This window comes from Acinetobacter pittii ANC 4050 (assembly GCF_000399685.1).
GTDB lineage: Bacteria > Pseudomonadota > Gammaproteobacteria > Pseudomonadales > Moraxellaceae > Acinetobacter > Acinetobacter pittii_E.
The window spans coordinates 2,706,189-2,727,612 of the sequence record NZ_KB976987.1; the positions used below are offsets into that span (position 1 = coordinate 2,706,189).

At 41.6% G+C, this 21,424-nt stretch carries 18 protein-coding genes and 3 tRNA genes; 12 read left to right on the plus strand and 9 right to left on the minus strand.

Annotated elements, in window-relative coordinates; genetic code table 11:
• The first annotated feature begins 55 nt into the window (after positions 1–55).
• From hisIE to phaG, 9 genes are all read left to right on the plus strand, one after another.
• Positions 56–829, plus strand: a complete 774-nt coding sequence (hisIE, locus tag F931_RS16445) for a bifunctional phosphoribosyl-AMP cyclohydrolase/phosphoribosyl-ATP diphosphatase HisIE (RefSeq protein WP_016142361.1) — start codon at positions 56–58, stop codon at positions 827–829.
• A 9-nt stretch (positions 830–838) separates the two neighbouring features.
• Entirely contained in the window at positions 839–2,341 is a 1,503-nt protein-coding gene (locus tag F931_RS16450) for a UvrD-helicase domain-containing protein (protein WP_016142362.1), read from the plus strand.
• A gap of 23 nt (positions 2,342–2,364) precedes the next feature.
• Positions 2,365–3,756 (plus strand): AAA family ATPase, encoded by a 1,392-nt coding sequence (locus tag F931_RS16455; RefSeq protein ID WP_016142363.1) that lies wholly within the window; start codon positions 2,365–2,367, stop codon positions 3,754–3,756.
• Positions 3,757–4,072: 316 nt separating this feature from the next.
• Positions 4,073–6,922, plus strand: a complete 2,850-nt coding sequence (phaAB, locus tag F931_RS16460; protein ID WP_031945555.1) for a monovalent cation/H+ antiporter subunit A — start codon at positions 4,073–4,075, stop codon at positions 6,920–6,922.
• Positions 6,919–7,287, plus strand: coding sequence for a Na+/H+ antiporter subunit C (phaC, locus tag F931_RS16465; RefSeq protein ID WP_016142365.1), 369 nt, complete (start codon positions 6,919–6,921; stop codon positions 7,285–7,287). Before phaAB ends, phaC begins: the two co-directional genes overlap by 4 nt.
• Positions 7,287–9,098 (plus strand): monovalent cation/H+ antiporter subunit D, encoded by a 1,812-nt coding sequence (phaD, locus tag F931_RS16470; RefSeq protein ID WP_016142366.1) that lies wholly within the window; start codon positions 7,287–7,289, stop codon positions 9,096–9,098. The genes phaC and phaD overlap by 1 nt, the downstream gene beginning before the upstream one ends.
• Before the next feature lie 2 nt (positions 9,099–9,100).
• Positions 9,101–9,628 carry a Na+/H+ antiporter subunit E gene (phaE, locus tag F931_RS16475; protein WP_016142367.1) on the plus strand — a complete coding sequence of 176 codons (528 nt, stop codon included), beginning with the start codon at positions 9,101–9,103 and terminating at the stop codon, positions 9,626–9,628.
• Positions 9,625–9,900, plus strand: coding sequence for a monovalent cation/H+ antiporter subunit F (locus tag F931_RS16480; protein ID WP_016142368.1), 276 nt, complete (start codon positions 9,625–9,627; stop codon positions 9,898–9,900). The genes phaE and F931_RS16480 overlap by 4 nt, the downstream gene beginning before the upstream one ends.
• A 12-nt stretch (positions 9,901–9,912) precedes the next feature.
• Positions 9,913–10,317: a Na+/H+ antiporter subunit G gene (gene phaG, locus F931_RS16485; RefSeq protein ID WP_005065884.1), complete on the plus strand. Its 405-nt coding sequence runs from the start codon at positions 9,913–9,915 to the stop codon at positions 10,315–10,317.
• Between the two features lie 57 nt (positions 10,318–10,374).
• Here the strand turns inward: phaG and rbfA are convergent, their stop codons facing one another.
• The 9 genes from rbfA to tpiA all read right to left on the minus strand — a co-directional run bounded on the left by rbfA (position 10,375) and on the right by tpiA (position 17,305).
• Complete coding sequence (gene rbfA / locus F931_RS16490; protein ID WP_016142369.1) at positions 10,375–10,776, minus strand: ribosome-binding factor A; 402 nt, start codon at positions 10,774–10,776, stop codon at positions 10,375–10,377.
• Positions 10,776–13,475, minus strand: a complete 2,700-nt coding sequence (gene infB / locus F931_RS16495) for a translation initiation factor IF-2 (RefSeq protein ID WP_016142370.1) — start codon at positions 13,473–13,475, stop codon at positions 10,776–10,778. Before infB ends, rbfA begins: the two co-directional genes overlap by 1 nt.
• Before the next feature lie 10 nt (positions 13,476–13,485).
• Positions 13,486–14,970 carry a transcription termination factor NusA gene (gene nusA / locus F931_RS16500; protein ID WP_016142371.1) on the minus strand — a complete coding sequence of 495 codons (1,485 nt, stop codon included), beginning with the start codon at positions 14,968–14,970 and terminating at the stop codon, positions 13,486–13,488.
• A 36-nt stretch (positions 14,971–15,006) separates the two neighbouring features.
• Complete coding sequence (gene rimP / locus F931_RS16505) at positions 15,007–15,531, minus strand: ribosome maturation factor RimP (RefSeq protein ID WP_016142372.1); 525 nt, start codon at positions 15,529–15,531, stop codon at positions 15,007–15,009.
• 215 nt (positions 15,532–15,746) lie between these two features.
• Positions 15,747–15,823 (minus strand) — tRNA-Met (locus F931_RS16510).
• 89 nt (positions 15,824–15,912) lie between these two features.
• A tRNA-Met gene (locus F931_RS16515) sits at positions 15,913–15,989 on the minus strand.
• A gap of 38 nt (positions 15,990–16,027) precedes the next feature.
• A tRNA-Leu gene (locus tag F931_RS16520) sits at positions 16,028–16,112 on the minus strand.
• A gap of 56 nt (positions 16,113–16,168) precedes the next feature.
• The gene (gene secG / locus F931_RS16525) at positions 16,169–16,498 is read right to left on the minus strand and encodes a preprotein translocase subunit SecG (RefSeq protein WP_016142373.1); all 330 of its coding nucleotides are present in this window, start codon (positions 16,496–16,498) and stop codon (positions 16,169–16,171) included.
• 12 nt (positions 16,499–16,510) lie between these two features.
• Positions 16,511–17,305 (minus strand): triose-phosphate isomerase, encoded by a 795-nt coding sequence (gene tpiA, locus F931_RS16530; protein WP_016142374.1) that lies wholly within the window; start codon positions 17,303–17,305, stop codon positions 16,511–16,513.
• A gap of 291 nt (positions 17,306–17,596) precedes the next feature.
• Here tpiA and pilB point away from each other — a divergent pair, with 291 nt between their 5' ends.
• From pilB to F931_RS22665, 3 genes are read left to right on the plus strand one after another with little or no spacing between them, the layout of a single operon-like run.
• Positions 17,597–19,309, plus strand: a complete 1,713-nt coding sequence (gene pilB / locus F931_RS16535; RefSeq protein ID WP_016142375.1) for a type IV-A pilus assembly ATPase PilB — start codon at positions 17,597–17,599, stop codon at positions 19,307–19,309.
• 27 nt (positions 19,310–19,336) lie between these two features.
• Complete coding sequence (gene pilC, locus F931_RS16540; protein WP_016142376.1) at positions 19,337–20,563, plus strand: type II secretion system F family protein; 1,227 nt, start codon at positions 19,337–19,339, stop codon at positions 20,561–20,563.
• Positions 20,563–21,423 (plus strand): prepilin peptidase, encoded by an 861-nt coding sequence (locus F931_RS22665; RefSeq protein ID WP_016142377.1) that lies wholly within the window; start codon positions 20,563–20,565, stop codon positions 21,421–21,423. Before pilC ends, F931_RS22665 begins: the two co-directional genes overlap by 1 nt.
• The last annotated feature ends 1 nt before the right edge of the window (position 21,424 follow it).

Genomic DNA, 21,424 nt, shown 5'->3' on the forward strand with positions numbered 1-21,424 from the left:
TTTTTAGCATCTGATTGAAATCAATTTATAGTTCATATTTCTTTGGTGATTCCTCATGAATAACACGCAATGGCTCGATGAAGTAAAATTTAACGAACAAGGTCTTATCCCTGCCATTGCTCAACATCATCAAACCGGACGTATTTTGATGGTGGCGTGGATGAACCGTGAATCACTTGCGCTCACAGCAGAAAAAAATCAAGCAGTGTATTTCTCTCGCTCTCGCCAAAAACTCTGGCACAAGGGTGAAGAATCAGGTCACTTTCAAACTGTCCATGAAATTCGTTTAGACTGTGATGCTGATGTCATTGTATTACAGGTTGAACAACACGGCGGTATCGCGTGCCATACAGGTCGTGAGTCTTGTTTCTACCGTAAACTTACTCCACAGGGCTGGGAAATTGTCGATGCACAATTAAAAGATCCTAATGCAATTTATGGTGACAAAGCCAAAACTGAAAGCCACGATCATGCTCACACGACTGAACAAGTTGATGTACTTGCTCACTTAGGGCAATTGATGCAAGAGCGTAAGCAAGCAGAAGCTGATACTTCATATGTAGCAAGCCTCTACAAAAAAGGCATCAATAAAATCTTAGAAAAAGTCGGCGAAGAAAGCGTAGAAACGATTATCGCTGCCAAAGACTACGCTGCTCAAAATACAGAAAGCAATTTAAATGACTTGATTTATGAAACTGCTGATTTGTGGTTCCATAGCATTGTCATGTTGGGTTATTTCGATCTTAATCCACAACTTATTATTGACGAATTAGCTCGTCGTCAGGGTTTATCTGGTTTAGTTGAAAAAGCTAACCGCAACAAGGTTTAAAATCACTCAGTGTCGAATATCGAAAAACCTAAAGCCACCTATGAGCAAGCCATTGCCATAGATAACGCACGTCTTGGGCAATCATTTAAAGTGATTGCCTATGCGGGTACAGGTAAAACTACTACATTACAAATGATTAGTGATGCCATGCCTGAAAGGCGTGGAATGTATTTGGCTTTTAACAAAGCTATTGCTGGTGAAGCGCAAAACAAATTTCATCGCAATGTAGATTGCCGTACTTTTCACTCACTCGCTTTTCGTAGCGTGCCACGAGGTGTGACTGATAAATTACGCTTGCCTCGCTTAAGCCCAAGCTTTATCGCAAAAGAATATCGGCTAGAACCGATTACCTTACGGCGCATGATGGGTGGACGTTATGAAAAATACGTCTTGATGCCAAGTCGCCTAGCGAGTCTTGTCGCCAATGCAGTGAGCTATTTCTGTTCGACCAGTTCGCAATATCCAGCGCCTCGCCATATTCAGGCGCCAAACTGGTTACATCCAGATGATATTACTGCACTTCAAACCCATCTTTACCCTGCTGTTGAACGCCGTTGGTTAGAGTCAATCGATCCCAATCATCAGGCAGGAATTGGTCACGATATTTACCTCAAACTTTGGGCATTATCTGAACCTAACATCCCAGCCGATTATGTACTATTTGATGAAGCACAAGATGCTGACCCTTTAATGTTGGGTATTTTACTTCGTCAGAAAAATACTCAGGTCATCTATGTAGGTGATGCACATCAGCAAATCTATGCGTGGCGTGGTGCGATTAATGCGATGCAACAATTGCCACTGCCAGAGTCTCGCCTCACTACTTCTTTTCGTTTTGGTGAAACGATTGCCGATGTTGCGAATGCACTGCTTGGCGGTTTAAATGAAACTGTTCCCCTACTTGGCAATCCAAACCAGAAATCGAGCGTCGTAAATAAACCACACACCAAAATGCGTGATGCGATTTTATGCCGTACCAATGCTCGGGCAATGGAGCTTTTATTAGCAGGTTTAGTTCACGGCGATAAAGTGAGTTTGCAAGCTGATCATCAAAAACTGAACCGTTTTGTAGATGCTGCAAGCCTCTTAAAGCAAGGAAAACGGGTTACGGATGTTCCGGAACTGGCATGGTTTAACTCATGGCACGATGTCCATGAATACTGTGAAACCAATGAAGGTAGTGACATTAAGCCATTAGTAAAACTGGTCGATGATCATGGTACCGACCCACTAAAAAAAGCACTTGCAAAGATTACACCACTAGAGCAGGCTGACTATGTCATCTCTACAGCCCATAAAGCGAAAGGGCTAGAATGGAACCGCGTTCATATTGAAGATGACTATCAATTTAAAATTAATGGGTTAGAGCACAAGATTACCGATGAAGAATTAAGACTACTGTACGTTGCCTGTACTCGTGCTAAAGTAAGTCTAAATATCCATCATCTTTATGATCTGATACAACAATTAAAACTAAGGGCGCCTTTAAGTCTTCGTCAGTGGGTTGGTTGAAGCGCTCATACTTAGGTGAGCCTATGAAACTTGAATCTGTCCAATTTAAACATATTGCTCTGTTTCACGACCTTAAAATACACTTTCATTATGAAAAACAGCCAATCACCTTAATTTTAGGTGAACAGGCAACTGGTAAAAGTATGTTGCTCAAACATACTTACCATGCTTTAACTTGGTTGCCTGCTCGTCTTAAAGATTTACGCAGTCCGGGAATTGTCACTCCTGATCAAGACATTACTCAGTCGCGCCTCCAATCAAAAATCGAAGTGACCATCCAAATTCCTTCTGAAATTGGCCATTTACCAGAAAGTACCTCTGCTCAGCAGGTAGACTCTTCGCTGTGTAGCTGGAAACTTTTCAAAACCTTAAATGCAAGTGGTATCGGAATGAGTCAAGTTGAAACTCAGCAACTTGATCAAACCATGGCGCTTTATCAACAAGTGACCAAAAAAGATCCACTGCAAGGACTTCCCTTAATCGCTTACTACCCAGCCGAGCGATTTATAAATGAAGTCAATCTTTTGAATAAAAATTTACCTGGTATTACCCAAGCTATTTCAGCCTACGACATTAGCCCAGTACCGTTCACAACGTTTACGCGCTTTTTTGAATGGTTACGAGAAATCAGCGATATCGAAAATGCGCAAGCCGCTCACCTCGTACAACGGATTAGGTCTAAGCAGCCAGATCAGCAAAATCACACAGAATTATTAAATGAGCTTCAAAAAGAATTATCTGGGCAACCTAAACAGCTTACTTCACCCAATCTCTACGCCCTCAAGAACGCATTAAATATAGTTTTACCTGAACTTAAAGATATCTATTTACAATATCAGCCGCGGTTGCAGCTTATAGTTGATTATGAAGGTCAAACCTTACCTTTTCAGCAGCTTTCAAATACAACAAAAACCTGGATTGCTTTAGTAGGCGATATAGCCCGCAGACTCTGTTTACTCAATCCATTAAGTTTAAACCCTTGCCTTGAAGGAGACGGCGTTTTACTCATTGACCAGATTGATGCACAGCTCGACTCAACACATTGTTCTGAGATCTTAAATCGACTTCATCAAGCTTTCCCACGCCTACAAATTATTGCAACAGGAAGTCGTGAAGAGTTACTCGAACATGCTTCAACTTACCAATGTCTAAAATTGGAGCAGGGTAAAATTAGCCATCTTGATTTAAACACCACCAAACAACAGCTTGAACATATCTATACCTTACTTCAAAGAAGCGAGCCATTAACACCACATATAGATGCACAGCCTTTAAGCTTAATAGATCCGATGCCAGCACCAGCACAGATTGAAATTTTATTTCAGCAGATTCAGGGTTTAAATGAACAACAAAAAAATGAATTATTAAAGATGATTCATGCGGGAGATACCCCAGAAGAAAGCTCTTCGGTTTGAGTTTTATAATCCCTAGACTGTCTTTTTATAATCAAAAAACTGCTCTCACAAAATATATGGTGGAGTAAGGTTTTTTAGGCATTAAAATAACTAGATGTTGTTACTACATGTAATAACATCAGATTTTCAATGCTTTTTTAGTGTACAATAAATTTCATTTTGCGTTTTTATTCTTCAAGTTGCGCAATACAACTTGTTTCTCGCTTTATTTTCTAATTTGGTTGGGTTTTCGGAATAATAAGCTTTGGAACTCTCTTTGAATTCCTATCTATTCTGAAATTAAAATTTCACCTTTAGGTTTCGGCCTAAATCACATATGGATACGAGTGTGCTACCGATAATTATCTTATTACCGTTAATATTAGGCACCACCCTTGTTTCATTGCTTCAACGGTTCTCGCGTGGAGTAACGGCTTTAGGGGCAATTGGAGTCAGTTTAACCAGTTTCGGATTATTACTGACTCAAGCTAAAACTGTGCTTGGTGGTGCAAGCATTCAACAAAGCTGGGATTGGCTACCTCAATTAGGGATTAATCTAAGCTTCAGACTCGATGCTCTTGGTTTATTATTCTCCTTACTTATTACCGGTATCGGTACACTCATTTATATATACGCCTATTATTATCTCGGCCCTAAAAATTCTTTAAGTAAACTCTATACATTACTCATGCTGTTTATGGCAGCAATGCTGGGAATTTCGCTCTCTAATAATCTTATTATTTTATTAGTCTTTTGGGAGCTCACCAGTATTTCATCTTTCTTGTTAGTGGGTTATTGGAGTCATTATGAGGCTGCTCAACGTGGCTCTCGCATGGCACTCACGATTACAGGGATGGGTGGTTTAGCAATGCTAGGTGGATTTGTTCTATTAGGACAAATTACCGGAACCTATGAAATTAGTGAAATCATGGGCATGAAAGATGCGATCCAAGCCCACACACTTTTTACTCCAATGTTATTGCTGATTTTACTTGGCGCATTTACGAAAAGTGCTCAGTTTCCATTCCATTTTTGGTTACCTAACGCAATGGCTGCACCAACGCCAGTGTCTGCTTATCTGCACTCTGCGACTATGGTAAAAGCGGGGATTTTTCTACTTGCCCGCTTACTTCCAATTTTTATAGGCGCTGCGCTTTATCATAATATCGTTACATTTGTCGGCCTATTTACACTCTGTATGGCAGCGTGTTTTGCCATTTTCAAAGAAGATTTAAAAGGACTGTTAGCCTATTCAACCATTAGTCATTTAGGGCTTATTGTTTGTTTACTCGGTATCGGTTCGCCTTTAGCAGTTGCTGCTGCTATTTTCCATATTATTAACCATGCAACATTTAAAGCAGCGCTGTTTATGCTTGCAGGGATTATCGATCATGAAACTGGCACACGTGATCTTCGAAAACTTAGTGGTATTTGGCAATTACTTCCTTTCACTGCCACACTCACTATGATCACCGCTGCCTCTATGGCAGGTGTACCACTCACCAATGGCTTTATCTCAAAAGAGATGTTCTTTACCGAGCTATTGGCAAATCTTTCAGGTTCAACGGTGATCTTTGCCAGCATTATTGCAACTCTGGCTGGTATCTTCGCAGTAAGTTACTCAATTCGCTTAGTGCATGGCGTGTTCTTTGACGGTCCAATTGGTAAACAAGTGCCAAATAAAGATGCACATGAGCCACCAATCGGTATGCGTGCTCCTGCTATTCTTCTTGCCGTGCTGTGCATCTTGGTCGGTGTTCTACCTTCTTTATTGGTAGAGCCTTTGGTAAATAGCGTAACGAGAGCAAGCTTAATGCAACCAGAATTTGCAGGTACACACCTTGCAATTTGGCATGGATTTAATGCACCTCTGGTGATGAGTATTATTGCTTTGGTTGGCGGTACGCTCTTCTATTTTGCTTTAGCAAAAGACGGCATGATTCGTAAAATTGACCTTGACCCACGTCTAGGAAAATTACAAGGCCGCATCTTATTTGATTTATTTTTAAAACATCTGCTGCTTACTAGCCGAAAAATCAAACAAAAAACTGAAAATGGTTCATTGCAAAGTTATTTGTTCTGGATCATTGCTTTTAGCGTCATCATGGTCACCATGCCTTTACTCAATCAAGGGCTGAGCACAGGTACACGCGAACTCACCCATGCCCCATGGATTGCTGTCATTCTTTGGCTGACTTTATTCTCAGGTTGCTGGATGATGCTCTGGTTCCACCATGAACGTATTAAGGCAGTACTCATTAGTGGTGCAATTGGCCTAGTGGTAACCATGGTTTTCGTCACCATGTCAGCACCAGATTTAGCACTGACTCAAATTACGGTAGATGTAGTAACCACTGTTCTTTTATTAATGAGTTTATCTTTACTTCCACAGCTTACGCCATATGAATCTCTTCGCTCTAGACGTTTAAGAGATGCTGCTTTAGCCATTGTTGGAGGTTTAGGAATTGGCTGGATTGCTTGGCTCATTTTAACCCGTGATCATAATTCGATTTCTTGGTTCTTTGCCCAACAATCTTTACCACTTGGTGGTGGCTCAAATATTGTAAATGTCATTTTAGTTGACTTCCGTGGCTTCGATACCTTTGGTGAAATTACAGTATTAGGAATCGCTGCGATTGGTGCACTTTGTTTAATGGATGGTATGCGTGTACACGGTACAACCATGACCCAAGGTCTCACCTATCGTTTTAACCCATCTCCGCTAATGTTCCGTATTACGGCCTCTTGGGTATTACCACTCGCGCTTGTCGTCAGTGTCTATATCTTTATGCGAGGACATAACTATCCAGGCGGTGGCTTCATTGCTGGTCTTATCACCTCAATGGCATTAATCATCCAATATATTGCACTAGGTCAAGATCAAGCGGAACAACTGTTAAAAGCGAAGTCAGGACGCCTATATGAAGTCTGGATTGGCTCAGGATTAACGATTGCAGGTCTGACTGGAGTAGCAGCATGGTTCTGGCTACGTCCGTTCCTCACTAGCGCTCACGTCTATGTTGAATTACCAATTTTAGGCAAACTACATCTAGCTTCAGCTGCAAGTTTTGACTTGGGTGTTTATATCACCGTTGTAGGCGCAACAATGTTGCTCATCTCTGTATTAGGCGACTCTCGTCATTCGAGTATGTCTGGTCCTGTACCACATCGGGAGGAATCATCATGATCAGTTTAGAATTCTTATTGGCTTCTGCTATTGGTTTACTTGTTGCCACAGGTATTTATCTGATTTTACGTGCTCGTACCTTCCCGGTTGTGCTTGGATTGGCTGTGATCGGTTACGCAGTAAACCTATTTTTATTCGCTATGGGTCGATTACAAATTAGCTCACCAGCAATTTTAACTGAAACAACAAGAATAACCGATCCACTTCCTCAAGCACTCGTATTAACCGCCATCGTGATCGGTTTTGCAACCACCGCTTTTATTGTACAACTGGCACTGCGTAGCCGTTATGAATCAGGTAGTGATCATGTTGATGCTAAAGAAGATGCTTCCCCAACATACGACCCGCGTGAGGATGAGCCGTGATGTTTGATTTTTTATCTTTTTGGCAACAACACACGCCTATTTTTAGCATTCTCATCCCAGCATTTACTGCTTTTATCTTATTACTCTTAGGCAACCCTGGGGCGGGTGCTTTAAAAGATGACTGGCGTCAGCCATGGCGCCGTGGCATTAGCCTTGTCTCAGCAATTGCCGGATTAATTACCGCAATTGTTTATCTAAGCTACGCCAGCACAGGACAAATTACTGTTTACCAACTCAGTGAATGGTCAGCACCGTTTGGTATTGTCCTTGTACTCGATCGTCTTTCAGCTTTTATGTTGGTATTGACCTACGCATTAGCAGTGCCAGTTTTATGGTATGCAAGTGATAACTGGGACACCCGTGGTCGCTATTTTCATGCCATGGTACATTTCCTATTAATGGGGATCTGTGGAGCATTCCTCACAGGCGACTTATTTAACCTTTTCGTCTTCTTTGAAATCCTGCTAATGGCATCCTATGTTTTGCTTTTACATGGGCAAGGCAAACCTCGTTTTCAGCTAGGCGTTCACTATGTCATTATCAATCTTTTAGCCTCTGCCCTCTTCTTAATTGGGCTTGGTATGATTTATGGCAGTGTAGGTAGCCTCAACATGGCTGATGTTTCACGCCTTATTCCGACACTTGAAGCAGATCAACATAAATTAGCCGTCGCGGGTGCCCTCCTTCTTTTTGTTGTTTTCGGTATTAAAGCAGCGATGCTTCCTGTCGGTTTTTGGCTACCAAAAACTTATGCTGTTGCGAGCACACCTGTAGCTGCAATTTTCACCATTATGACCAAAGTCGGGATCTATTCTATTTTACGTGTAAATGGAACAGTATTTGACGATGCACTTAGTCAAGAAATCTTAAAAAGCTGGTTATTGCCTATTGGCTTAATTACTTCACTCTATGGTGTGATCGCAGCAATTGGGGCAGATCGTTTACGACGCTTTGTCGGCTTTATGGTCCTTTCTTCAATTGGTACTTTGCTCACAGCAATCGCCATGTCTAATACACAGGCATGGTCTGGGGCTTTATATTACTTAGTGCACAGTACATTGATCGGAGCAGCTTTTTATCTATTTTGTGGATGGATCACTTCACAACGTGGAGATTTTAAAGATCATTTAAAAGTTGCCCCAAGAATCAAACAAGAAAAAGCAGCTATGCTGACTTACTTCTTGATTGCCATGATGCTTGCAGGTTTACCACCTTTTAGTGGTTTTCTTGGAAAAGTATTTATCCTACAAGCAACAGTTGAAGCTAGCTATCAAGGCTGGATTATTGGTGTTGTGCTTGTTGTGAGCTTATTAAGTATTATTGCTCTTACTCGTGTTGGTTTTATCTTATTCTGGCGCGCCTCTCCTCCAGAGGAAGACCCAATCCATCCTGCTTATATTCTTTATCGTGCTTTACCGGAACGCGCACCGCCACGTAACGATCAAGTCATTTATCTATTACTGGCTGGTTTAATCGCTTATGTTGTCTTTGCTGCACCAATTCAGCATTACACATTAAGCACCGCAGAGCAGATCCAAGACCATGCGCTTTACCAACACTCTATTCTTAAAGTAGATAAAAACGGCGAAGTGATCAGTGTGCAGCCATATGATCCAGCTTACTTACCGGAAACCAAATACGGCGGTGAGGTTGAAGATCATAATGCTTATCTTGTTCCAGATATTATTTCCAAAGATACGCTCAATGGTGAGCATATTTCTGAATATAAACAACGGCAGATTCAGCAACAGGATAAACTTCAAACACCTACCATTGTTGATGAAAGTCAATTGAAACCTATGGAGCCATAACAATGCAGTTATCACATTTGCTTGAACGCTGGTTTCCACATCCATTTGTTTCTGTTCTCATCATTTTATTTTGGTTGATGTTGGCGCATAGCCTTGATGCAAGCGATCTTTTGACTGCTATGCTTTTAGGCTTGATTATTCCTCGTTTAGTTAAACCGTTTATTACCCGCACACCGCATATTCACTGGAAACCTGCGATTAAACTATGCTTCGTGGTTCTTTGGGATATTGTCATTTCTAACTTTAAAGTCGCGAAACTGGTTTTAGGCCCTACCAAAAATTTACACCCTAAATGGTATCGCGTACCTTTAGAAACAGAACATGAGCAGGTCAATACTTTACTGGCGATGATCATTACCACAACACCAGGTACGGTTTCTGCGGGTATCGATCAGGAACGTGGGGATATTCTAGTTCACGCTTTAAGCACGGATAATACCGAATCTGATATTCAAGACATCAAAGAACGTTATGAAATTCCTCTGATGGAAATTTTTGATGTCAAAAGTAAAACGGAGGCAAGTGCATGACCATCCTACCCTATGCTCTAGGTATTAGCTTGATTGCGATTACAATCTCGATGTTACTTTGCCTTTTCAGACTGGTCATGGGCCCATCAATTGTAGACCGACTTTTAGCACTCGATACGCTTTTCCTCAATGCAACATGCCTCATTGTTGTATTAGGCATTTATTGGATGACGACCTCACTATTCGAAGGAGCTCTATTGGTTGCAATGTTAGGTTTCGTATCTACAGCCGCCTTAGCACGTTACTTCACAACTGGTCATGTTATCGATTAAGGAGAGGTCAAAATGCAATTTACAATGGAAATTATTGTTTCGGTCTTTCTGGTTTTCGGTGCCTTCTTCATGTTAGTTGGCTCAATCGGTATGGTCCGTTTACCAGACTTATTCATGCGCTTACATGCACCCACTAAATCGAGCACGCTCGGTTTAGGAAGCTTCCTGATTGCTTCAATGATCTTTTTTGCTTTCCAAGGTCGCTTTGGTTTCGCCGAATTACTTATTACCCTTCTAGCTTTTATTACCGCACCGGTTTCAGCCAATTTGATCGCTCAAGCTGCGCTACATTTACGTTTACGCTCACTGAGTGGTGAAGTACCTGAGGCAATTGAACGCCCACTCCCTTGGGACCGTTACAAAATTGGTCAGCGCTTCTCACAAAATAAACCGCCAATGGAACCTCCTAAAGAATAAAAAATTGAGCCAATAAAAAAGCCACCCGAAGGTGGCTTTTTTATTTTTGAGTTCTAATTACTCTTCGTCATCTGACTTACGTTCTGGTAAATCTTGTACCGCTTTTTCGATTAGACCAAACATATAGTTACCATATGCATTCGTCTTATCGTAATGGAAACGCAAGCGAGGCGTAATACGAGTCTTGATGCGACGGCTCAATTCATGACGCAAGAAACCAGATGCTTTATTGAGTACATCTAAAGTTTCTTTATTTGCAGCTTCACTTTGCTCATCACCTAGTTCACGTCCCATAACAGTGACATAAACTTCAGCATAACCCATATCCGCACTGACTTTCACCGCAGAGATGGTCACTAGACCACCTAAGCGAGGATCTTTAAGCTCTTGACGGATTAGCTCAGACAACTCACGTTGTACTGAATCCGCCATGCGCTTTAAGCGTTGGCTACCCGCCATTAAAGACTCCGTTTAATCAATTGAACATCATACACTTCGATCTTATCTTGTGGTTTGATGTCTTTATAACCTTTAACTGCAAGGCCACATTCCATACCTGCGCGAACTTCCTCAACAACATCTTTATAACGACGAAGAGATTCAAGCTCACCTTGGAAAATTACAACATCATCACGTAATACGCGAATCGGTTTATTACGATGTAATGTGCCTTCAAGTACCATACAACCTGCTGCTGCACCAAACTTACTTGAGTGGAATACTTCACGTACTTCCGCAACACCCAAGATTGTTTCACGATGTTCAGGAGCAAGTTTACCGCTCATAGCATCTTTCACATCATCAATTAATTCATAAATGATGCTGTAGTAACGAATATCGATACCATCTTGGTCACTTCGCTGACGAGCAGTCGTATCGGCACGAACGTTAAAGCCTAACAATACAGCTTCTGAAGATTCAGCAAGAATCACATCAGACTCAGTAATCGCACCAACACCCGAACTAATTACACGAACTTTTACTTCATCAGTAGATAATTCATGTAGAGCTGCATTCAATGCTTCTAAAGTACCACGTACGTCTGTTTTCAAAACAACGTTCACTGTAGGAACATCTTTTTTGCCCATTGACGACATGATATTTTCAAGGCGCATTGCGCTTTGACGATCAATACGTTTTTGACGCTCACGGTCAGCACGAGCATCGGCAACTTCACGCGCTTTCTTCTCGTCATTTACAACAAGAACTTCATCACCTGCCATTGGAGCATCTGGAAGACCCAGAATTTCTACAGGAATAGATGGGCCTGCTGATTTAATTGGCTTACCATTTTCATCAGACATTGCACGGACACGACCATAAGACGAACCTGCAAGAACAAGGTCACCAATGTTTAATGTACCGTTTTGAACAAGAATAGAAGTTACCGCACCACGGCCTTTATCAACACGTGCTTCAATAACAACACCTTGCGCTGCACCTTCAGCAGATGCTTTTAATTCCATCAATTCTGATTGAATAAGAATTAAATCAAGGAGTTCATCAATACCTTGTCCGCTGTGTGCAGAAACCTTAGCAATCGGAACATCCCCACCCCATTCTTCTGGAACGATTTGTTTCGTTGTTAATTCATTTAATACACGGTCTGGATCAGCAGATTCTTTATCCATTTTGTTGATTGCAACAATAATTGGAGTTCCTGCTGCGCGAGCATGGTCAATTGCTTCTGCAGTTTGTGGCATTACACCATCATCAGCTGCAACAACTAATACAACGATATCTGTTGCTTTAGCACCACGTGCACGCATTGAAGTAAATGCCGCATGTCCCGGTGTATCAAGGAATGTAATAATCCCTTTGTCTGTTTCAACATGATATGCACCAATATGCTGGGTAATACCACCTGCTTCACCAGCCGCCACTTTCGAACGACGGATGCGGTCAAGTAATGATGTTTTACCATGGTCAACGTGACCCATAATGGTAACAACTGGCGGACGAGTAGTTTGCTCACCACGAGCTTCTTCAGCCGCTTCAAGCAAGTTATCTTCCGCTTGTGTATCAGAAACTAAAACAGGGTTGTGGCCCATTTCTTCTACAACAAGTGCCGCTGTGTCTTGATCAATAGCTTGATCTTGGTTAACCAATTCACCCATTTTCATAAGTGTTTTGATAACTTCACGTACTTTAATTGCCATTTTTTGAGCAAGATCGGCAACAACAATGCTTGAACCGATTTCTACATCATAAACTTGCTTTTTAACTGGCTTTTCAAATCCATGCTTATTCGCCTGGCTTGATTTTAAACCACGTTTGTTATGGTTAACAAAGCTTTGCTCTTCTTGACCACGACGACCACCCTTCTTACCAGCACGTGGGTTAGTGGTTGCGCCACCGCGTTTAATTTCACGGTCTTCTTGCTTAAATGAATCTTCATAAGCTTGGCCAACTAGACCTGAAGCAAGTGGAGAATCATCAATCACACGAATTGTCGTAGTAGCATCGTCATTTGAATACTTAGACGCCATTTTGCGCATTTGTTCAAGTGTACGTTGCTGAGCTTCTTCAGCCGCTTTACGACGTGCAGCTTCTTCAGTTGCTTTTAACTGAGCTGACTGCTCTTCACGAGCTCTTTTCTGTTCTGGAGTCTCAGCTGGTTTTGGTGCAGGTTTTACTGTGCCACCACCACGCTTTTTCACTACAACAGCAGCTTTTGGAGCTGTCTGTGCAGCACTATCTTGTTGATGAGCAGCACGCATAGCATCTAAAGTTGCTTTTGCTTTTTGCTCTGTTTGAAGACGCGCTTTTTGCTCGGCAGTTTCACGCGTTTGCTGTTCTACACGTGCTTTCGCTTCTGCTTCTGCACGTGCTTTAGCTTCTGCTGCAATTTGTTCAGGGTTTGGTTTAGCAAAAACCTGTTTTTTACGTACTTCTACGTTAATCGTTTTTGCTTTACCTGAAGTACTTGCAACTTTAGCGGTACTGGTTGTTTTACGTTTCAACGCAATTTTTCCTGTGTTACCACTTTCCTGACCATGAACTTTTTTCAAATGATTGACCAAAGTATCCTGTTGTTCAGTGGTAATAATGTCGTCTGCTGTACGTTGAGGCAAACCTGCTTCACGAGCCTGTTCTAGGAGCTTCTCAACAGGACGTCCTACACTGAGAGCTAACTCTTTAATCGACTTGTCCGTCATATTTCATCTCCTAGTTAAACCATGATTCGCGAGCTTTCATGATCAATTGACCTGCTTTTTCATGACCAAGACCTTCAATATCAGAGATATCGTCAGTAGCCTGATCTGCCAAATCGTCGACAGTAATAATACCGCGAGCGGCAAGCGAGTAAGCGATCTCAGAAGTCATGCCTTCCATAGTGAGAAGGTCTGCGCTCGGTTCTTGAATATTTTCTTGCTGTTTCAAAGCATCAGTAAGGGCTGCTTCTTTTGCACGACTTTGCAATAACTCAACCAATTCAGCATCAAGCTCAATTTCGTCAAAAGTTTCAGCAGGAACATAAGCAATCTCTTCTAAAGAAGTGAAGCCCATTTCCACCAATGCCATTGCTAAATCTTCTTCAATATCGAGACGTGATACAAACATGTCGAGATATTGCTGAGCTTCATTTTGCTGACGAGCACGATACTCTTCTTCAAGCATCATGTCGAGTTTGTAGCCAGTTAAATCAGAAGCTAAGCGAACGTTTTGACCTTGAGAGCCAATCGCGCGAGCTAATTGATCGCTGGTTGCAAAAATAATGTCGGCACTTCTTGCATCTTCATCAAGCACGATGCCTGAAACATCCGCTGGTTCTAATGCACTAGCAATGTATTGAGCCGGATCATCAGACCAGACCACTACATCAATACGTTCACCATTCAACTCTTGTTGTACAGCTTGAATACGCGTACCACGCATACCAATACATGCACCTACAGGGTCAATACGGTGATCATTTGTTTTCACTGCAATTTTAGCACGAACGCCCGGTTGACGTGCCGCTGCTTTAATTTCAATAATTTCTTCAGAAATTTCAGGAATTTCTTTTTTCATTAAAGCGATTAACATTTCAGGCTTAGCGCGTGATAACAACAATTGAGCGCCACGACCTTCACGGTTAACGTTATATAAAATAGCGTTTACACGTTGTTTTGGACGAAGAATTTCTTTTGGAATCATCTCTTCGCGTGCAAGATAAGCTTCTGCGTTGTCGCCTAAGTCGATAATGAAGCCATCTTTGGTTTGTTTTTTCACTTCACCGTAAATTAACTCACCCACTTTAGACTCGTATGCATCAGCAACTAAAGCACGCTCAGCTTCACGAATTTTTTGTACGATAACTTGCTTGGCAATTTGTGCAGCGATACGACCAAACTCAATAGATTCTACTTCGAGTTCACGTATATCACCAATTGACCATTTAGCTGGATCAACGTCAGAAATTGCATCTTGGCAAGCTGGCATTTCATGATCTTCATCTGCGACCACAGTCCATTGACGGAATGTACGGTAATCACCAGTTTTACGATCAATTTCTACACGAAGCTGAGCTTCTTCAGCATGCGTACCTTCGTAAAATCTTTTCTTCGTTGCAGCAACTAGAGCTTGTTCTAAAGCCTCGAAGATCGCTTCACGACTAACACCTTTTTCATTACTAACCGTTTCAACAACGGTAAGAATTTCGCGGCCCATAAGTCACCTACCGATTTCTTATAAAATTTAATAAATTTAATCTTGATAGATCAAGTTTGCTTTATCGATATTGTTGCTGTCGATTACAAGCACGTGCTTCCCATCAACTTCAACCTGAATTTCTTCATTTTCAAGGTCTACTGCGATAAGTTTTGCTTGAAATTTACGACGGTTTTCTACTGCTGCAATTAGACGCAAAGCAATTTGTTGTCCGATGTAGCCTTGTAACTGTTCTAGTTGGAAAAAAGGACGATCCCAGCCCGGTGAAGAAACTTCTAATGAATACTCACCTGAAATTGGATCATGAACATCCAACATTGCGCCAACTTGTTGTGTTACACGCACACAATCTTGTACACCAATACCACGGCCTTGTTCTACTTCACCATCTTCATTAAGTACTGGCTCAGCATCTTCACTCACCGCTTTATCGATATAAATACGCAATAATGAACGTTTACCTTGTGGGAGAAACTCGATCCCCCAAAGGTCGACACCACATGCTTCCACTGCAGGAACAATTAAGTCATGCAATGCTTGGGATTTATTTGATAATTTCATTTACTCTCGTCATTCTCGTGCGATTCAATCGGTTGTTTTAACCGACACAGACCTACTATAGTGAAGCATGACTATTTGACCAATTGATGTCGACACTACACGATAGCGATACGATAACCAATAAAAAAGGGCGTTAATCGCCCCTATTTAGCACAGAAAACAATAGTCCACTGTGCAAAAAGGCCCACCTGTCTGTGAGCCTCTTTTAAGAAACTTGGTAGCGGGAGCTGGATTTGAACCAACGACCTTCGGGTTATGAGCCCGACGAGCTACCAGACTGCTCCATCCCGCATCAACGTGCAAAAATTATATACAAATATCGAAAAAAGTCAATGTAAACTTATCCAATATTAGCTTGATTAAGTTGCACCTTAATCAAATTGGTAGCGGGAGCTGGATTTGAACCAACGACCTTCGGGTTATGAGCCCGACGAGCTACCAGACTGCTCCATCCCGCATCAATAAACTGCTTGCACTCAACTTTCTGGTTCAAAGTTGGTGCGGAAGGGGGGACTTGAACCCCCACGCCCGAAGGCACTACCACCTCAAGGTAGCGTGTCTACCAATTCCACCACCACCGCAGCTTGTGGGACGCATTCTAGTCCTTCCAACTGCAAAAGGAAAGCCTTATTTCGAATTATTGACTCGATTTTGGTGCATTTGGTGAAGTTTCAGGCGATGTCGTTTGAACAGGTGCTGTAGTTTGTACAGTTTTCAAGCTATATGCATCCGTGGTCTGTTTTTTTGCAAAAACAGCAAGAGTTAAACTCGTCACGAAGAACAAGGCTGTTAAAACTGCAGTAAGGCGGGTAAGAAAGTTACCTGAACCCGATGCACCGAATACAGTTGCAGCTCCACCACCGCCGAAAGAAGCGCCAGCATCAGCACCTTTACCGTGTTGCACTAGAATCAAGGCAATCATCAGTACCGCTAAAATAATATGTACGATCAGTACAAAAGAGTGCATACCCTATCCTCGTTATTTACTTTGTGCAAAGGCTTGTACAATTTGATAAAAAGATGCTGCATTTAGTGAAGCACCACCTACCAACGCACCATTAATATCTGGACATGCTGCCAATTCGACTGCATTTTCAGCTTTTACACTACCGCCATATAAAATCGCAATGTCTGAACCCGCTGAGGTAATCTGACTTAAACCTTCACGAATCTTAGCATGCATTGCCTGTGCATCTTGTGGAGAAGCAGTTTTACCTGTTCCAATTGCCCAGATTGGCTCATAGGCAATCACAATTTGCTTTTGCCACTGCTCAGCAGTAACTACAGGAGCAATATCACAAATTTGTTGCAATACAACTTGCTCTGCCAAACCTTGTTCACGTTGTTCGAGGCTTTCACCAACACAATAAATGGCAGTCAAGCCTGCATTTAAAGCATTTTGGAGTTTCGCCTTCAAGATTTCAACGTTGTCACCAAAAATATCACGGCGTTCAGAATGACCCACCAATACAAAGTTAATTTGGCTATCTTTTAATAATTCTGCACTGACTTCGCCAGTATAAGCGCCAGTACCTGCTACACGTGATACGTCTTGTGCAACTGTATATACTGTTCTTGCAGCATCTTGCAATTGTGTTTGTACCATTGCAAGTGCAATAGAAACCGGAGCAACCCCTACATGACAGTTTTCATCTGCAATTTGGTCTTGTTGCAATAGTTGTTTAAATTCTTCTATAAGTTGTTTGGCATTGGCACGCATTGGGTTCATTTTCCAGTTGCCAACTACCCAAGGCGTAATCGTCGAACCCGACATACGGCTCACCTTTCATCAAAAATGCAGCACATTCTACACGCATTTATACAAATTTCAGATACTTTTCTTTAACGGCTTTACCCATATCTTTTCTACTCATTGAAAACAGTTATAAAAGTTTATTGAATCTAAAGAATCATCTTTCAAAAATTAATGAATAAAAACTTCGACTAGTTCAAGCTTTGGCGAATGGACCAAGACCAGAGCATCATTTTCTCAGGTAGTAATTTTAGATAACAAAAGTATAATTTTTTATATACCAATTATAAACATATGAGCATAGGTAGGCAGATGTCAGTCATACATACATCTCCAAAATTTTCGGGGTTTTTTCGACGATTAGTCGAAGAAAAACATGTGTCGGCAGCGACCATGCAAACAGCGTTAGATGCAGCAAAAAGAGCTAAACGGGATACGGTTGCGTACCTGATTGAAGAGGTTCATCTCTCCCCTTCTTTATTAGCTGAAACTATTTCTATTGAATTTGCTGAACCATATTTTGATCTGGATGTTTACGATACCAGCCAAATTCCTAAAAATTTGGTTGACCAGAAACTGATTTTAAAACATCGGGTCTTGCCTCTTATACAAAGAGGGCAGATTTTATATGTCGCGACCAGCAATCCAAGTAACATTGAAGCAATTGATGCGATTCGCTTCAATAGCAAGCTGATGGTTGAGCCAGTTATTGTCGAGCATCATAAGCTTGAGAAAATTCTGACGCAGCAATTTACCGAAGAAAGCAGTTTCGAGTTTAGTGATGAAGAGTTTGATCTTGATGTAGACCTTGAAGCTCCATCATCACAAGAAGAGGAGGAAGAAACATCTCAAGGCGATGAAGCACCTATTGTTAAATATATTAATAAATTACTCATAGATGCGATTCGTATGGGAGCTTCAGACTTGCATTTTGAACCCTATGAGAAATCATATCGGGTTCGTTACCGAGTCGATGGTGTATTGCGCCAGATTGCAAATCCGCCTTTACAGTTGGCTAACCGTTTAGCTTCACGTTTGAAAGTCATGTCTCAAATGGACATTTCCGAAAAACGGGTGCCTCAAGATGGTCGTATCAAACTTAAGCTCTCAAAAACCAAAGCAATCGATTTTCGTGTGAACTCACTTCCAACCTTGTTTGGCGAAAAACTGGTTCTGCGTATTCTCGATCCATCTAGCGCGATGCTCGGAATTGATGCTTTAGGATATGAAGAAGATCAGAAAGCCCTTTTTTTAGAAGCACTGGATAAACCACAAGGCATGCTTTTAATTACAGGCCCTACAGGTTCCGGTAAAACAGTATCTTTATATACGGGCTTAAATATTTTAAATACTGAAAGTTCGAATATTTCTACTGCCGAAGATCCAGTTGAAATTAACCTTGAAGGAATTAATCAAGTTAACGTCAACCCGAAAGTAGGTCTGACTTTTTCTGCTGCACTTAAATCATTTTTACGTCAAGATCCTGACATTATTATGGTCGGCGAGATTCGTGATTTAGAAACGGCTGAAATTGCGATTAAGGCTGCACAAACTGGTCACATGGTCATGTCGACACTGCATACCAATAGTGCTCCAGAAACCCTGACTCGCCTACGCAATATGGGTGTTCCATCCTTTAATATCGCAACATCAGTCAACTTGGTTATTGCACAGCGTTTAGCACGTCGGCTATGCCCACAGTGTAAAATACCTGCTGACATTCCTAAACAGAGCCTATTAGAAATGGGCTTTACCGAACAAGATCTGACTCATCCCGATTTTCAAGTTTTCCAGCCTGTCGGTTGTACTGAGTGTCGTGAAGGCTATAAAGGTCGAGTAGGTATTTACGAGGTAATGAAAGTTACACCTGAAATTTCCAAGATTATTATGGAAGATGGCAATGCTTTAGAAATCGCTGCTGCTTCTGAAAAACTGGGGTTTAATAATCTGCGTCGTTCAGGATTAAAGAAAGTCATGCAAGGTGTTACTTCTTTACAGGAAGTCAACCGCGTGACCAGTGAATAAAAGACAATTTAAAAATAAGGATAATTCATGACTGTCAAAAAGGCACAAATGATGCCGACTTTTGCTTATGAAGGGGTTGACCGTAAGGGCGTAAAAATTAAGGGAGAACTTCCGGCTAAGAATATGGCCTTAGCCAAAGTCACCCTACGCAAACAGGGGGTAACTGTCCGTAACATTCGGGAAAAGCGTAAAAATATTCTTGAAGGTTTATTCAAGAAGAAAGTATCGACACTCGATATCACGATTTTCACCCGTCAACTTGCAACAATGATGAAAGCCGGGGTTCCACTGGTACAAGGCTTTGAAATTGTAGCGGAAGGTCTAGAAAACCCAGCTATGCGCGAGGTAGTACTCGGTATTAAAGGAGAAGTTGAAGGTGGTAGTACCTTTGCTTCAGCTTTAAGAAAGTATCCTCAACACTTCGATAACTTGTTTTGTTCTCTTGTAGAGTCTGGTGAACAATCTGGTGCACTTGAAACCATGTTAGACCGCGTGGCAATTTACAAAGAAAAAAGTGAATTGCTTAAGCAGAAAATCAAAAAAGCTATGAAATATCCTGCAACGGTTATTGTAGTTGCTGTGGTTGTTACTATTATTTTGATGGTTAAAGTAGTTCCCGTCTTCCAAGATCTGTTTTCTTCTTTTGGCGCAGATTTACCTGCATTCACCCAAATGGTCGTGAATATGTCGAAATGGATGCAGGAATACTGGTTCATTATGATTATTGCGATTGGAGCAATTATTGCTGCATTTCTCGAAGCTAAAAAGCGTAGTAAAAAGTTTCGTGATGGCTTAGATAAACTTACCCTGAAACTACCTATCTTTGGTGATCTGGTTTATAAGGCGATTATTGCCCGCTATAGCCGTACTTTAGCCACCACGTTTGCCGCAGGTGTCCCGCTCATTGATGCGCTTGAATCAACTGCCGGTGCTACCAACAATGTTATTTATGAACAAGCCGTCATGAAAATTCGTGAAGATGTTGCCACAGGCCAACAACTTCAATTTGCAATGCGTGTTTCAAATCGTTTTCCATCGATGGCTATACAAATGGTCGCAATTGGTGAAGAATCGGGTGCACTAGACAGCATGCTCGATAAAGTGGCCACTTACTATGAAAATGAAGTGGATAATGCCGTTGATGGTTTAACTTCTATGATGGAACCTTTAATCATGGCAATTTTAGGGGTGCTCGTAGGCGGTCTAGTGATTGCTATGTATCTTCCAATTTTCCAAATGGGCTCAGTTGTATAATGCAAGACATCATTGCGTATTTTATTCAAAACTTATCTGCACTCTATATTGCAGTTGCACTCGTGAGCCTATGTATTGGTAGCTTCCTGAATGTGGTGATTTATCGCACCCCAAAAATGATGGAACAAGATTGGCAGCAAGAATGTCAAATGTTGCTTAATCCTGAGCAACCCATTATTGAGCATGAAAAACTAACATTAAGTAAACCTGCTTCATCATGTCCAGAGTGCCATCAACCTATCCGTTGGTATCAAAATATTCCTGTCATAAGCTGGTTGATGTTAAGAGGGAAATGCGGTCATTGCCAGCATCCTATTAGCATTCGTTATCCAGCGGTTGAACTACTCACCATGCTATGTTCATTGGTAGTCGTCATGGTGTTTGGCCCAACCCTACAAATGCTTTGGGGATTAGTCCTGACTTGGGTCCTGATTGCCCTCACCTTTATAGACTTCGATACTCAACTGCTCCCCGACCGTTTTACCTTGCCTTTGGCTGCACTCGGCTTAGGCATTAACACCTTTAATATTTATACCTCGCCTAACTCGGCTATTTGGGGATATTTAATCGGTTTTTTATGCCTTTGGATTGTTTATTACTTATTTAAAGTGATTACAGGCAAAGAAGGTATGGGCTACGGCGACTTTAAATTGCTTGCTGCCTTAGGCGCATGGATGGGGCCATTGATGCTGCCATTAATTGTGCTATTGTCATCTTTACTAGGTGCAATTATTGGCATCATTTTACTAAAATTGCGCAATGATAATCAGCCCTTTGCTTTTGGGCCCTATATTGCCATTGCGGGTTGGGTTGCCTTTTTATGGGGTGACCAGATTATGAAAATTTACTTGGGAGGTTAAG

Bases quoted from the DNA above. Each gene is read 5' to 3' on its own strand.
- phaC (WP_016142365.1), top strand. From the start codon at position 6,919: ATGATCAGTTTAGAATTCTTATTGGCTTCTGCTATTGGTTTACTTGTT.
- rimP (WP_016142372.1), bottom strand. From the start codon at position 15,531: ATGAAATTATCAAATAAATCCCAAGCATTGCATGACTTAATTGTTCCT.
- nusA (WP_016142371.1), bottom strand. From the start codon at position 14,970: ATGGGCCGCGAAATTCTTACCGTTGTTGAAACGGTTAGTAATGAAAAA.
- hisIE (WP_016142361.1), top strand. From the start codon at position 56: ATGAATAACACGCAATGGCTCGATGAAGTAAAATTTAACGAACAAGGT.
- rbfA (WP_016142369.1), bottom strand. From the start codon at position 10,776: ATGGCGGGTAGCCAACGCTTAAAGCGCATGGCGGATTCAGTACAACGT.
- phaE (WP_016142367.1), top strand. From the start codon at position 9,101: ATGCAGTTATCACATTTGCTTGAACGCTGGTTTCCACATCCATTTGTT.
- infB (WP_016142370.1), bottom strand. From the start codon at position 13,475: ATGACGGACAAGTCGATTAAAGAGTTAGCTCTCAGTGTAGGACGTCCT.
- pilB (WP_016142375.1), top strand. From the start codon at position 17,597: ATGTCAGTCATACATACATCTCCAAAATTTTCGGGGTTTTTTCGACGA.
- F931_RS16480 (WP_016142368.1), top strand. From the start codon at position 9,625: ATGACCATCCTACCCTATGCTCTAGGTATTAGCTTGATTGCGATTACA.
- phaG (WP_005065884.1), top strand. From the start codon at position 9,913: ATGCAATTTACAATGGAAATTATTGTTTCGGTCTTTCTGGTTTTCGGT.
- phaD (WP_016142366.1), top strand. From the start codon at position 7,287: ATGTTTGATTTTTTATCTTTTTGGCAACAACACACGCCTATTTTTAGC.
- F931_RS16455 (WP_016142363.1), top strand. From the start codon at position 2,365: ATGAAACTTGAATCTGTCCAATTTAAACATATTGCTCTGTTTCACGAC.
- secG (WP_016142373.1), bottom strand. From the start codon at position 16,498: ATGCACTCTTTTGTACTGATCGTACATATTATTTTAGCGGTACTGATG.
- pilC (WP_016142376.1), top strand. From the start codon at position 19,337: ATGACTGTCAAAAAGGCACAAATGATGCCGACTTTTGCTTATGAAGGG.
- phaAB (WP_031945555.1), top strand. From the start codon at position 4,073: ATGGATACGAGTGTGCTACCGATAATTATCTTATTACCGTTAATATTA.
- F931_RS22665 (WP_016142377.1), top strand. From the start codon at position 20,563: ATGCAAGACATCATTGCGTATTTTATTCAAAACTTATCTGCACTCTAT.
- tpiA (WP_016142374.1), bottom strand. From the start codon at position 17,305: ATGTCGGGTTCGACGATTACGCCTTGGGTAGTTGGCAACTGGAAAATG.